Genomic DNA, 13,385 nt, shown 5'->3' with positions numbered 1-13,385 from the left:
TTGTATCAGACCTAAAATCAGTTCACCTGTCTGTCGAATGGAAAGAGTGAAATGGCTTATTTCAAACATTTTGTATCAAGAATATTAAAAAAGCCTCTAACTTAAGTTGGATGAAATAAGGTTTAGAATTTAATCTAATTATTCCATCTCGTAAAATACATTTTTTTAGTAATAATTTGTTGATTATTATATACTTCATCTATATCATCATCAACCCATATTAGTAAATTGTCATTATTTTCAGAACCATAATATGTATAATTCTCATCAAAAATTTTAAACAACTCATATTGGTTTTCACTATAATTACCAACCTCGTTCCGATATGTGATATCAAAAATACCATTACCAAGCTCATATATGGAATAATGAGAATCAATTCCATCACCGATACAAACACCATTACCGTCGTCTATTTTAGAGATTATTGAAGCAATAAAATTCGTACCCAAATAAAATGATGATGCTTTTTTGCATGGACTTGGCGAAAACGCTACTAAAGTGCCATCTTCTAAAATAAATTCTTCTTTATTGTAATACCATCTTACTGCTGCAATATCCTCATATCTTACAACACCTGTTGGGTTCCATGGATTAACATTAGTATTTTCTTCCAAAGAATCATTGTTACTCGAACATGAAAATAATACGAACGTTAAAAATAAAATAATGACATTTTTCATTTTACTGTATTTAAAAAAAATAAAAAAAAAGAGTCACTTAATTAAGTGACTCTTTTTAGAGGTGTCGAGCGGATTCGAACCGCTGTAGATGGTGTTGCAGACCACTGCCTAGCCACTCGGCCACGACACCCTATTTATTCCTACAAACGCAGGAATCTCTTTTTTAAGAGAGCACAAATGTAAAAAAAATATAAGTGTTTCGCTATTTACTTTTGCTTTTTTCGCTTGTCACTCATTTTTATAGTTACCATTTCCACATCGCCTCCAATAGGTGGGTTAATTTTACTGACCCAAACCGTGGCTTTGCTAACCATAATATCTTCTTTAAAAATACGATTTAAAATACGTTTGGCCACCGTTTCTAATAAGTAAGAAGGTTGTGCCATTTCTTCCCGAATCACCTTATTTAGAAACACATAATCAACCGTATCTTGAAGTAAATCTGTTTTGGCTGATGTTTGTAAATTGGCTTTTATTTCTAAATCCACACGGTAATCGCTACCAATTTTGGTTTCTTCTTTTAAGCAACCATGATTGGCAAATACCCGAATATTTTCAACTTTAATTGTTCCCATATTGCAAAAATACTATTCAGAACATGACTGCAAGAGAAATTCTGAAAGAAATTAATAGTGTAAAGTCATTTAATTTGTAAAGAAGTCAAAGATATTGCTAATGCTACTAGTTTTAGATTTATAAAATTCGGTATATGTACATTTTTCACATGTTACAGAGGTAAATTTTTTATTCTGGATGTTAAAAAGTTTTGTAAACAAACCGCCCGTTGCCTGCATTTGATCCATATCGTAAGTCCGATTATGGCATTTTGGACATTCGTAATTTCTATGTTGCATGGTATAAGTTTTAATTATAGGTATGAAAAATCATTCAAATGTTACAATTAGTCTAAAATTAACTAATTTTGTGCTTCATATTTCCAATAGAGAACAGCGTATGTCTGAAGAAACAAAATCACTCAATTTTATTGAGCATATTATAGAAGAAGATTTAAGGAATGGATTGGAAAAAGAAGCACTTCGCTTCCGTTTTCCACCAGAACCGAATGGTTATTTACATATTGGTCACACCAAAGCTATTGGTATTAGTTTTGGCTTGGGTGAAAAATACCAAGCACCTGTAAACTTACGTTTTGATGATACCAATCCCGCCAAAGAAGAGCAGGAATATGTAGATGCTATAAAACGTGATATTGCATGGTTAGGCTATCAATGGGCTAATGAATTGTATTCATCTGATTATTTTCAGCAGTTATATGATTGGGCAGTAGCGTTAATCAAAGAAGGAAAAGCTTATGTAGATTCGCAATCCAGCGAAGCTATGGCTGAACAGAAAGGTACGCCAACGCAACCTGGTGTTGATGGTCCATACCGAAACCGGAGTATTGAAGAAAATTTGGATTTATTTCAGCGCATGAAAGCTGGAGAATTTCCAGAAGGTTCTCATGTATTGCGTGCAAAAATTGATATGCAACATCCTAATATGTTAATGCGTGATCCGTTGATGTACCGTATTTTAAAAAAATCACATCACAGGACAGGAAATGATTGGTGTATTTATCCTATGTACGACTGGACCCATGGTGAAAGTGATTATATGGAACAAATTTCACATTCTTTATGCTCCCTTGAATTTAAGCCGCATAGAGAGCTTTACGACTGGTTCAAGGAGCAAGTGTATAAATACCAGCCAGAAGCCTTACCAATGCTTCCTAAACAACGTGAATTTGCCCGTTTGAATTTAAGTTATACCATTATGAGTAAACGTAAGTTGCTAAAATTGGTTGAGCAAGGTGTTGTAAGCGGTTGGGACGATCCACGAATGCCAACCATTTCAGGGTTGCGTCGTCGTGGTTACACACCAGATTCCATCAGACAGTTTATTGATAAAGTAGGTGTAGCCAAACGTGATAACGTTATTGATGTATCGCTTTTAGAATTCTGTATTCGTGAGGATTTAAATAAAACGGCACCGCGTGTGATGGCTGTTTTAGATCCAGTTAAATTAGTCATTACCAATTATCCTGAAGGACAAGAGGAGTGGTTGGAAGCTGAAAATAATCAGGAAGATGAATCGGCAGGTTTTAGAAAAGTACCTTTTTCGCGTGAGTTATATATTGAAAAAGACGATTTTAAAGAAGAAGCAAGTAGTAAATTTTTCCGATTGAAATTAGGCGGTGAAGTCCGCTTGAAAAATGCCTACATCATCAAAGCAGAAGGTGTAGTGAAAGATGCTGATGGAAACGTTACAGAAATTCATGCTACCTATTCTGAAGATACCGAGAAAAAAGTAAAAGGAACCTTGCATTGGGTGTCTATAAAGCATGCTATTAAAGCAGAAGTTCGCGAGTATGATAGATTGTTTTTAGATGAAGCTCCAGATAGCCATGCCGATAAAGATTTTATGGAATTTATAAATCCAGAATCTTTAAAAATAATTGATGCTTTTGTAGAACCAAGTTTGTTAGAAGCGAAAGTAGGAGAGCGGTTCCAATTTCAACGTTTGGGTTATTTTAATGTGGATGATGATAGTACCTCTGAAAAATTAGTATTCAATAAAACGGTTGGATTACGAGATACTTGGGCAAAACAAGCTCCTAAAAATAATGAAAATCAGCCAGCAAAAAAACAAAACCAACAATCTAATAGACCAGCTATTGAGCAGATAAAATCATACGGGAAAAAGTATGATAGAATGAAAGATGACGAACGCGTAAAAGCAAAATCTGAAATTCAGGAATTGGCGCAAAATGTAAGCTATAGTGATGTTGAACCCTTGTTTGGCACGTCTGCAAAAAAGGTAGGAACGCGAATTATTACCATGATAACCTTAGGTGTATTACTGAATAATGGATTAGAACGAAATTCAGAAATCAATGATTTTATAGCTAAAGCTTTAGATGACAAAAATGACTTGTTGGTGGCTGAGGCAAAAGCGTTATAACCACGACAACAACGTAATATTTAAAACCTTGAAACATGAATTGTTTCAAGGTTTTTTTTTAATTTTTATCAAGTGAAAAATATAAATCATAATTTTCATTTATCTTTAAAACACTAATTTTTAAATACCTAACCATGGATATTAATTTTTTGGCCATTTTGGTGGCGGCTTTGGTTCCGTTAATTGTGGGTTTTTTTTGGTACAACCCTAAAACATTTGGAAACGCTTGGATGCGTGAATCTGGTTAAACTTCGGAAACTTTAAAAGATGGAAACATGTTTGTAATTTTTGTTCTCACCCTTCTATTTTCAATTTTAATTGCTTTTATTTTACAATTTTTAACCATTCATCAAACAGGAGCTTTAGGCATGATTGGCGGCAACGTTTCGGAAGCTTTACCATCATACACAGCTTTTATGAACGATTATGGTTTAGCATTTAGAACTTTTAAACATGGTGCGTTACACGGTTGTATGGCTGGCGTGTTATTCGTATTTCCTATTTTGGCTATAACGGCCTTATTTGAACGTAAAAGTTGGAAATACATTTTCATTAATAGTGGGTATTGGATAATCAGTTTAACCATAATGGGAGGTATTGTTTGTGCCTGGAATTAATTTGTAATGATTATATAACTTTAAAGACTGATTGACCAAATCAGTCTTTTTTCATGATACTTTGATAGAAACAAAACTATTTACATCTGCAATTGATTTACCACGAGCTTGGGATGCCTTGGTTGTACATGATATTTTTCTGCAAACAACATATTTAAAAGCTTTGGAAGAAGCTGCTCCAAAAAATATTACGCTTTATTATTTTGGATTTTATCTAGAACAGGAATTAGTAGGAATTGCCGTAATGCAACGCGTTAAATTATACCTTAATGACATGTTCAGAAATCATGATGATTCGTGTTTTCAAGAGCGTTTTAAAAATCAGGTTTCAAAGGTTTTAAAAGGAAATATATTGGTAGTCGGGAATTTAACACATACAGGACAGCATGGCATCTATTTTAAGTCCAATGCCATAACAAATGAGGAATTTATGTCTACATTATTAAAAGCTGTTGATGTGCTAAAACGTAAAATTAAGACTGTTTTTAATAAAAATATTAGAGCTGTTTTATTAAAAGATTATTTCCTAACAGATACCATTCTGCAAACTAAAAACGCACTAAATACATCAGGTTTCCATCACATAGTTGTACAACCAAATATGGTTTTGAACCTTCCTGAACATTGGGTGCATTTTGAGGATTATATTTCTGAATTAAACAAAAAATATCGAGACCGTTATAAATCAGCTAGAAAAAAATCTGAATCTATTATCACCAAGGAATTGGATGTAACGGCGATTTTTAACCAATCGGAAACACTCTACAAATTGTATAAAAACGTTGCTAGAAACGCTAAAATAAATAGCTTCATTTTACCAGAAAATCATTTTTATACCTTCAAAAAACAATTAGGTGCAAACTTTAAAGTGTTTGGATATTTTAATAAAAATGAATTGGTTGGATTTTACACGCTCATTCTAAATAATAAATACTTGGAAACCTACTTTTTAGGCTATGATTCCGAGTATCAATATAAGCATCAGTTATATTTAAATATGTTGTATGATATGGCGCAATTTGGTATTAATAATCAATTTAAAACGATTGTTTATGCCAGAACTGCTATGGAAATAAAAAGTTCTATTGGTGCAAAACCGAAAGATATGGTTATGTATTTAAAACATACTAATTGGTTTATGAATGGGATACTTAAATATATTTTCAGGCTGATGAATCCGTCTAAAATATGGGAAGAACGTCATCCCTTTAAGTCAAATTAACAAATAGCTAACAGAATTTCTTTTGTTATTTATGTATATTATAATACCTTATATCCACTCTAATCAAATATAAGAATTATGAAAAAAGCAAAAGATTTACTGACGGAAATTGCGACTGTAACGCGGAATATTGAAACCAACTACCCAGAAGTTTATGAGCATTTAGATGAAATGCCTATGACCATTCCAGATCAACAAAACCCAGATATTGATGTTAAGGATTTAGAAAACTATTTGGAAAGTTTGAAGGATATTATCAAGAAATATAAAGAGGAACATAAGGCCGATTGAATTTTGTAATTCTGAAGTTTTCAATCTGAAGTTTTAATGGCAATATGTTCCTCTTAATTAAGGAATTTAATCAATTTTTGAAGACCTTATTCCTTATTTTTTTTATTGTTTTTCATGGCTTCGCCAATTTGGTTACTAGCCGTAAAACTCGCTACCATATCATTTAGCATTTGGCTACCTGCTTGTGGTGAATTTGGAAGTAAAATTAAATTACTGTTCGTTTCACTACCTATGGCTTGCAAGGTATCATAATGTTGGGTTACAACTATCAATGCTGATGCTTCTTGACTATTAATACCTACACGATTTAACACATCAACAGATTCCTCCAAACCGCGTGCTATTTCACGGCGTTGATCTGCAATACCTTGACCTTGTAATCGTTTACTTTCAGCTTCTGCTTTGGCTTTTTCAACAATTAAAATACGTTGAGCATCACCTTCATATTGGGCAGCTGTTTTTTCCCTATCGGCTGCATTAATACGGTTCATAGCTATTTTTACTTGTGGATCTGGATCAATATCCGTTACTAAAGTTCTAATAATATCAAAACCATAATCCATCATAGCATCATTTAATTCTGCTTTTACAGCTAAAGCGATATCATCTTTTTTAACAAAAACATCATCTAATTTCATTTTTGGAACTTCGGCACGTACTACATCAAACACATAACTTGTAATTTGTTCATGCGGATAATCTAACTTGTAAAAAGCATCATATACTTTTTCGGTTACTACTTTATACTGTACAGACACTTTCAGTTTTACAAAGACATCATCCAAAGTTTTGGTTTCAATAATAACATCTAATTGTTGAATTTTTAAACTTAATCGGCCTGCAACCTTATCTACCAAAGGAATTTTCATGTGTAAACCAGATTGGCGAATACTGTGAAATTTTCCAAAACGCTCAATTATGGCAGCCGATTGTTGCTTCACCATAAAAAAGGAGGAGAATAAAACAAAAAGTCCAAATAAAATAAAGGGAACAAATATTAACATATTGTAATTTTTAAAGGTTAAAATGGTTTTACTAATTTAATGTATATTTTGGTGGTAAGCTGTTATTTGAAAATAAATCTATTCGGAATGACGTGGTTATCAAGAAAAAGAAATATTTATCCTATTTTTTTCATAGGTTTGTTACAAACAGACACATAAACCATGTTATACTCAAAATCAGGTATTCTATTAGTCGCCATTTGTATTAGTTTTGTTACAATAGGTTTTGCGCAGCCTAAAAACTACAAAATTGTTAATGGTATCGGAATTTCCGGTGGTATTACCCAATATGATATTTTAACTGACAATTTTACCACGAAAAAGGGCAACGGCTGGATGGCTGGTGCATCTGCAACGGTCGATTTACCTCATAAATGGTACAATGTGAGTTATAGCATTCAACTCGCTGAAAACCATTTAGGAATAGCTGTAAGGCCTATATTACTCTCCAATGAAGAATTTATTGATTATAAAGTTTTTACCGCTCAAATAGCTTTATTAATGCATGTAAAATTAATCGGTAGCTTTTTAACTATTGATGTGGGTCCTATGTTACAATATAATGGGGAACTGGAATTAGATGATCAAAATCAAGAAAATTATTTGATAGCGAATTACAATAACCTTTTGGCAAAAGACATCAAAAAAATCAGCCGTTTCAATGTGGATGGTGCTATTGGATTATCAGCAGGCTTTAGCCATTTTAGACTAAAAGCCCAATATATTTACGGATTTTTAAACACGTTGGATAAGCTAAATGATAACAATTTAGACCAAACAGGAAATCCAAATAAATTTAAAGGAAACCAATCTATGTTGGCGTTTACGGCTATGATTTCGTTTTAGAAGAAGTTTAATAAAAAAAAGTCATTTCAGAATGAAAGGAAATCTAATGTAGAAATCCTTATCATTTTGAAGTGACATTTTATAATTATTAAGACAACGTATTCACCAAATTCTCAATACGTCGTTTGGTTTCATCTTTACCAATTAAATACATAATATCAAACACGTCTGGTCCTTGTAAGGCACCTACTAATGCTAAACGTAATGGCATCATGACTTTACCAAAACCTATGTCGTTTTTAATAATCCAACCTTTTAGTTCGGTTTGAAGGTTTTCAACGGTGAAATCCTCCACAGATTCAATAACTGAAACGACTTGCGTCATCAGTTCAGGAGAATCATCCTTCCAAGCTTTTTTAACCGCTTTTTCGTCTAAATCGGTTGGTGTTTGAAAGAAAAAGTGACTTAATGCCCAAAAATCAGTAACAAAGGTCGCACGTTCTTTAATAAGGGCTACAACCAGTTCCACGTAATTCACATCAATTTCGGCTAATTCTGGTTGAATTTGCTTAAATGTTTCGGCTAAATCGTCATTATATTGTTCTTGCATATAATGGTGGTTAAACCATTTGGTTTTGTCTGGATCAAAACGGGCTCCTGCTTTATTCACACGGTTTAAATCGAAGGCAGCAATCAGCTCGTCCATGCTAAAAATTTCCTGTTCTGTTCCTGGATTCCAACCTAAAAAGGCTAGGAAATTCACAACTGCTTCTGGAAAATAACCATCTTCTCGGTAACCACGAGATATATCACCCGTTTGATGATCTTTATAAGCTAATGGAAATACTGGAAACCCTAGTTTATCGCCATCACGCTTGCTTAACTTTCCTTTTCCTGTTGGTTTTAAAATCAATGGTAAATGTGCAAATTCAGGCTTTTCCCAACCAAATGCATCGTATAATTGGTAATGCAATGCCAAAGATGGTAACCATTCTTCACCACGAATAACATGGGAAATTTCCATTAAATGGTCGTCTACAATATTCGCTAAATGATAGGTTGGTAACCCATCACTTTTAAACAATACTTTATCGTCTAAAATATTGGTATCTATGGTCATATTGCCACGGATTATATCTGTTAAATGTAGTGTTTCATCTTGAGGAGATAAAAAACGAATTACATAATCATCACCAGCATCTAATTTCGCTTGCGTTTCTTCAGCAGAAAGGACCAACGAGTTCACCAAACGGCCTTTTTCACGATTATGCCAATTGTAAATAAAAGTTTTCCCTTGGGCTTCATGGTCTTTTCTATGTGCATCTAAATCGTCTGCAGCATCAAATGCATAATAGGCTTTGCCATTGGCAATTAACTGATCTGCATATTTTTTATAAATGTCTTTACGCTCACTTTGTCTATAAGGACCAAATTTCTCGTTAGTATTTACACCTTCGTCAACCGTAATACCACACCATTTTAAAGATTGTTCAATATAATTTTCAGCACCTTCAACAAAACGATTTTGATCCGTATCTTCAATACGAAGTATAAAGGTTCCGTTGTATTTTTTAGCAAATAAATAGTTGAAAAGGGCTGTGCGAACACCACCTATATGTAAAGGTCCTGTTGGACTTGGTGCAAAGCGCACGCGTACGGGTTTTGACATGTTTTTTGTTTTAATAACGCAAAGATAGAATAGCAATTAACAAACCGCAAAGAAAATAGCATAAAGCGATAGGGAAGCGGATAATTTCTAAAACGCGACTTATAAAAACCGGATGTTTTTATCAAATTTGGTGCAAATTGGTGTAAAACCCTGTTTTCAAGACGCTTTTGTTAACATAATGTTATCAATTATAGATTATTATCGACCAAAAAAAATTGTAGTTTAGTAGGTTGAAAAGAAAATCAATAAAAAACGTGTCTCATTTTAATATCATTCTTCAGAAATTAGAAGCTTTTGTAAGGCGTTATTACACAAACGAGCTTATAAAGGGTAGCATATTATTTTTTGCTATTGGATTTCTATATTTTCTATTTACACTATTTGTTGAATATGTATTTTGGCTAAATACCACGTCTAGAACTATTTTATTCTGGGTTTTTGTTGCCGTTGAAATCGGCTTATTTATCAAATTTATAGCCATGCCTTTAGCGCAACTATTCAAACTAAAAAAAGGAATAGATTACGTGCAAGCTTCCAAAATTATCGGTACACATTTTCCTGAAGTTAATGATAAATTGCTGAATGTTTTACAGTTGAAAGAGCAAGGTGTTGAATCTGAATTATTACTGGCAAGTATCAATCAAAAATCTGAAGAATTACAACCTATTCCGTTTAAATTGGCTATTAATTTCAAGCAGAATTTACGCTATGCTAAATATGCTGCTATTCCTGTTGTTATTATTTTATTATCGGTTTTATCAGGACAAATAAGTTGGTTTAGCGAGAGTTATAATCGCGTTGTTAACCATAACACCGCTTATGAACCACCTGCACCTTTTCAGTTTTTTGTAGTGAATGAAAATTTAACGACAACAGAAAACAAAGACTTTACGTTACACGTGAAAACCGTAGGAAATGTGATTCCTGAAAACGCTAAAATTACCTATAATAATGAAACCTATTTTCTGCAGCAAAAAGGTGCTGGCGATTTTGAGTTTGTGTTTAGTCGCTTAAAAAATGATGTAGAATTCCAACTTAATGCCAATTCGGTAACCTCAAAGCCCTATGTGCTAAAAGTTTCTGAAGTTCCATCAATTTTGGGATTCGAGATGGTTTTAGATTATCCATCTTACATTAATAAAGCGGACGAGGTGTTAACAGGAACCGGAAACGCCGTTATTCCTCAAGGCACCAAAGTAACCTGGAACTTACAAACAAAATCTACTGAAATAGTGCAACTATATGCAGAAGATACCGTACAGTTTGCTACGAAAAATAAAGGTGATTTTAACCTAACTAAAACAGTGTATAGTGCGTTGGATTATACCATATCTACTAGTAATAATTCTTTAAAAGATTATGAACGTTTGGCTTTTTCTATTGACGTTATAAAAGATGAATATCCTGAACTTCGTGTGAAAATGGAAATTGACAGCATAAATCAACAAAGCATGTATTTCTATGGGCAAGCAACGGATGATTATGGCTTACGCAAGTTGCAATTGGTTTACTATCCATCAGCTGATGAAAAGCAGCGTAAAACAGAAGCTATTCCAATTTCCAATGGGAATATTGGGGAATTTATAACCGCTTTTCCTAATAATTTGGAGCTTACTGAAGGTGTGAGTTATGATTTGTATTTTCAAGTATTTGATAATGATGTAATTAACAATTTTAAAAGCACTAAAAGTAAGACCTATAGTTATAGAAAATTAACACAAGCGGAAACCGAGGACAAACAATTGCAAAAACAAAATGAAACCATTAAGGATTTAAATAAATCTTTGGAGAAAATGAGTGAGCGCGAAAAAGAGCTTGAAGAATTTTCTAAAACACAAAAAGAAAAATCCGAATTGAATTTTAATGATAAAAAGAAATTTGAAAACTTTTTGAAGCGTCAGAAGCAACAGGAAGACATGATGAAAAATTTCAATAAAAAATTAGAAGAAAATTTAGAGGAATTTCAAAAAGAAAATCAGGAAGAAGATATCTTTAAAGAGGATTTAAAAGAACGCTTAAAAGAAAACGAAGAGCAGCTAAAAAAGGATGAGAAACTTTTGGAAGAGTTGGAGAAACTTCAGGAGAAAATCAATAAGGAAGAATTAAGTGAAAAACTTGAGGAACTAGCCAAACAAAATAAAAATCAGAAGCGGAGTTTAGAGCAATTATTGGAATTGACAAAGCGTTATTATGTGGCTAAAAAATTAGAAAAGCTACAGCAAGATATCGAAAAATTAGCAGAGGAACAGGAGAAATTAGCTGAAGAGACAAAAGAGAAAAACACCAAAGAGTCGCAAGATAATTTGAACGAAAAGTTTGAAGATTTTCAGAAGGCTTTAGAAGAATTGCAAAAAGATAATCAGGATTTGAAACAACCTATGGATGTCCCAAGTGATGAGAAGCAGGAAGAATCTATTAAAAAAGATCAACAAGAAGCTTCGGATGAGTTAGGTGAAAAAGAAGAAAACGAAGAACAAAATCAAGATAAAGACGCTGAAAAAAATCAGCAAAATGCCCAAAAGAAACAAAAGCAAGCTGCCCAAAAAATGGAACAAATGGGTGAGAAAATGAAAATGGCCATGCAATCTGGAGGAGGCGAGCAGATGCAGGAAGATGTGGATATGTTACGTCAGATTTTAGATAACCTTATCTTATTTTCATTTGATCAAGAAAATTTAATGGAACAGTTTAAAGGTATTGAAATTAACCATAATAAATATGCTACCTATTTGCGGAAACAAAATGATTTAAAAGAACATTTTTCACATGTTGACGACAGTCTTTTTGCTTTATCCTTGCGGCAACCTAAATTATCAGAATCGGTAAATAAGGAAATTTCAGACGTGTTTTTTAATATTGATAAATCGCTAGAGCAGTTTTCGGAAAATAGATTATTTCAAGGTATAGCTAATCAACAATACACCATTACGGCTGCCAATAATTTAGCTAATTTTTTGAGTGATATTATGAATCAGATGCAGATGCAAATGCAATCATCTGGTGCTGGTAGTGGAGGTAAACCAGAGCAAGGATTGCCGGATATTATAAAAAGTCAAGAGGAGCTGAATAGGGAAATGCAAGATGGCATGAAAGGCCAAGAAGGAAAACCTAAAGATGAGGGTGAAGGCGAGAAGGGAGAAAAAGGTAAAAAGGAAGGTGATAAACCGGGTGAAGATGGTAAAAATGGTCAAGACGGAAAGCCGGGAAGCGAAGGACAAAATGGGAGCCAAGAAGGAAACCAAATGGGTGAAGGTGAAGGGAGCGAAATTAGTAAAGGCGAATTGTTTAGAATATATCAGCAGCAGCAAGAAATCCGTCAAGCCTTACAGGATAAACTAGCTAAAGAGGGGAAAAATGGACTCGGTAACGCTATTTTAAAGCAGATGGAAGACGTTGAAATGGATTTGTTGAATAAAGGTTTCACTAATCAAACACTTCAAAAAATGATGAATTTGCAGCATCAATTACTGAAAATGGAAAATGCAACCATGGAGCAAGGTGAAGATACAAAGCGGAAGGCGAATACCAATCGTGAGGAATTTCAAAACAACACGAATAATCAAATTCCTACAGCTAAACAATATTTCAATACCATTGAGATTTTAAATCGTCAAAGTTTACCTTTGCAACCAGTTTATAAAAAGAAAGTTCAAGAGTATTTTAAAAAAGCCAATGATTAGTTTTAATTACGAAAACAATTTTAAAATAGATAATATCCAAATACTGCAAACTTGGATTGAAGGTGTTATAGTTTCTGAAAAATTTGAATTGGGTGAAATAAACTATATTTTTTGTGATGATGATTATTTACATAATTTGAATGTAGAATATCTTGATCACGACACCTTAACCGATGTGATTAGTTTTGATTATACTGTAGGAAATGTCATACAGGGTGATATTTATATTTCCACCGAACGTGTAGCTGATAATGCGCAAGATTTCAAGGCTACTTTTAGTGATGAGTTGCATCGAGTTATGGTTCATGGTGTATTACATTATTGTGGTTATAAAGATAAATCGGAAGCCGAGTCTGAAGCTATGAGAAGTATGGAGAACCACTATCTGAAACTACTAAAAGATATCTCATAATATATCGTATATTTGCAGACTTTTATTTTGGAATTCCTTTGGAGCTTCAGGTTAAAGTAA

General features: G+C 33.3%; 11 protein-coding genes, 1 tRNA gene and 1 pseudogene. 7 read left to right on the top strand and 6 right to left on the bottom strand.

Annotated elements, in window-relative coordinates:
* Positions 1-134: 134 nt before the first annotated feature.
* From GMA17_RS13120 to GMA17_RS13105, 4 genes are all read right to left on the bottom strand, one after another.
* On the bottom strand, positions 135-683 hold the full coding sequence (locus GMA17_RS13120) for a hypothetical protein (RefSeq protein ID WP_248396901.1): 549 nt from the start codon (positions 681-683) through the stop codon (positions 135-137).
* A 59-nt stretch (positions 684-742) separates the two neighbouring features.
* Positions 743-813, bottom strand: a tRNA-Cys gene (locus GMA17_RS13115).
* A 76-nt stretch (positions 814-889) separates the two neighbouring features.
* On the bottom strand, positions 890-1,258 hold the full coding sequence (gene folB / locus GMA17_RS13110; protein ID WP_248396899.1) for a dihydroneopterin aldolase: 369 nt from the start codon (positions 1,256-1,258) through the stop codon (positions 890-892).
* A gap of 69 nt (positions 1,259-1,327) precedes the next feature.
* Positions 1,328-1,537: a zinc ribbon domain-containing protein gene (locus tag GMA17_RS13105; protein WP_248396897.1), complete on the bottom strand. Its 210-nt coding sequence runs from the start codon at positions 1,535-1,537 to the stop codon at positions 1,328-1,330.
* 100 nt (positions 1,538-1,637) lie between these two features.
* Here GMA17_RS13105 and GMA17_RS13100 point away from each other — a divergent pair, with 100 nt between their 5' ends.
* The 4 genes and pseudogenes from GMA17_RS13100 to GMA17_RS13085 all read left to right on the top strand — a co-directional run bounded on the left by GMA17_RS13100 (position 1,638) and on the right by GMA17_RS13085 (position 5,774).
* The gene (locus GMA17_RS13100) at positions 1,638-3,644 is read left to right on the top strand and encodes a glutamine--tRNA ligase/YqeY domain fusion protein (protein ID WP_248400673.1); all 2,007 of its coding nucleotides are present in this window, start codon (positions 1,638-1,640) and stop codon (positions 3,642-3,644) included.
* 134 nt (positions 3,645-3,778) lie between these two features.
* Positions 3,779-4,261 (top strand): annotated as a pseudogene (locus GMA17_RS13095) (DUF1761 domain-containing protein).
* A 61-nt stretch (positions 4,262-4,322) separates the two neighbouring features.
* The gene (locus tag GMA17_RS13090) at positions 4,323-5,483 is read left to right on the top strand and encodes a GNAT family N-acetyltransferase (protein ID WP_248396895.1); all 1,161 of its coding nucleotides are present in this window, start codon (positions 4,323-4,325) and stop codon (positions 5,481-5,483) included.
* Positions 5,484-5,561: 78 nt separating this feature from the next.
* Complete coding sequence (locus tag GMA17_RS13085) at positions 5,562-5,774, top strand: hypothetical protein (RefSeq protein ID WP_248396892.1); 213 nt, start codon at positions 5,562-5,564, stop codon at positions 5,772-5,774.
* Positions 5,775-5,860: 86 nt separating this feature from the next.
* On the opposite strand, the gene GMA17_RS13080 is transcribed toward GMA17_RS13085, so the two are convergent.
* Positions 5,861-6,778, bottom strand: coding sequence for an SPFH domain-containing protein (locus GMA17_RS13080; protein ID WP_248396890.1), 918 nt, complete (start codon positions 6,776-6,778; stop codon positions 5,861-5,863).
* Between the two features lie 162 nt (positions 6,779-6,940).
* On the opposite strand from GMA17_RS13080, the gene GMA17_RS13075 reads away from it, so the two are divergent.
* A complete protein-coding gene (locus GMA17_RS13075; protein ID WP_248396888.1) occupies positions 6,941-7,624 on the top strand; it encodes a hypothetical protein in 684 nt (227 codons plus the stop codon).
* An 88-nt stretch (positions 7,625-7,712) separates the two neighbouring features.
* On the opposite strand, the gene gltX is transcribed toward GMA17_RS13075, so the two are convergent.
* Positions 7,713-9,233 (bottom strand): glutamate--tRNA ligase, encoded by a 1,521-nt coding sequence (gene gltX, locus GMA17_RS13070; protein WP_248396886.1) that lies wholly within the window; start codon positions 9,231-9,233, stop codon positions 7,713-7,715.
* Between the two features lie 254 nt (positions 9,234-9,487).
* On the opposite strand from gltX, the gene GMA17_RS13065 reads away from it, so the two are divergent.
* Together GMA17_RS13065 and ybeY are read left to right on the top strand one after the other, a co-directional pair.
* Entirely contained in the window at positions 9,488-12,913 is a 3,426-nt protein-coding gene (locus GMA17_RS13065) for a DUF4175 family protein (protein WP_248396884.1), read from the top strand.
* Entirely contained in the window at positions 12,906-13,325 is a 420-nt protein-coding gene (gene ybeY, locus GMA17_RS13060) for an rRNA maturation RNase YbeY (protein WP_248396882.1), read from the top strand. The genes GMA17_RS13065 and ybeY overlap by 8 nt, the downstream gene beginning before the upstream one ends.
* The last annotated feature ends 60 nt before the right edge of the window (positions 13,326-13,385 follow it).

It is taken from the genome of Bizionia sp. M204, assembly GCF_023205095.1.
In the GTDB taxonomy this organism is placed as follows: Bacteria; Bacteroidota; Bacteroidia; order Flavobacteriales; family Flavobacteriaceae; genus Algorimicrobium; species Algorimicrobium hallyeonense.
The sequence above is the reverse complement of the archived record's forward strand: the minus strand, read 5'-3'. Positions and strand labels throughout refer to the sequence as shown.

Coding starts and splice junctions, on each gene's coding strand:
- GMA17_RS13120 (WP_248396901.1), bottom strand. CDS start 683: ATGAAAAATGTCATTATTTTATTTTTAACGTTCGTATTATTTTCATGT.
- folB (WP_248396899.1), bottom strand. CDS start 1,258: ATGGGAACAATTAAAGTTGAAAATATTCGGGTATTTGCCAATCATGGT.
- GMA17_RS13105 (WP_248396897.1), bottom strand. CDS start 1,537: ATGCAACATAGAAATTACGAATGTCCAAAATGCCATAATCGGACTTAC.
- GMA17_RS13100 (WP_248400673.1), top strand. CDS start 1,638: ATGTCTGAAGAAACAAAATCACTCAATTTTATTGAGCATATTATAGAA.
- GMA17_RS13085 (WP_248396892.1), top strand. CDS start 5,562: ATGAAAAAAGCAAAAGATTTACTGACGGAAATTGCGACTGTAACGCGG.
- GMA17_RS13080 (WP_248396890.1), bottom strand. CDS start 6,778: ATGTTAATATTTGTTCCCTTTATTTTATTTGGACTTTTTGTTTTATTC.
- GMA17_RS13075 (WP_248396888.1), top strand. CDS start 6,941: ATGTTATACTCAAAATCAGGTATTCTATTAGTCGCCATTTGTATTAGT.
- gltX (WP_248396886.1), bottom strand. CDS start 9,233: ATGTCAAAACCCGTACGCGTGCGCTTTGCACCAAGTCCAACAGGACCT.
- ybeY (WP_248396882.1), top strand. CDS start 12,906: ATGATTAGTTTTAATTACGAAAACAATTTTAAAATAGATAATATCCAA.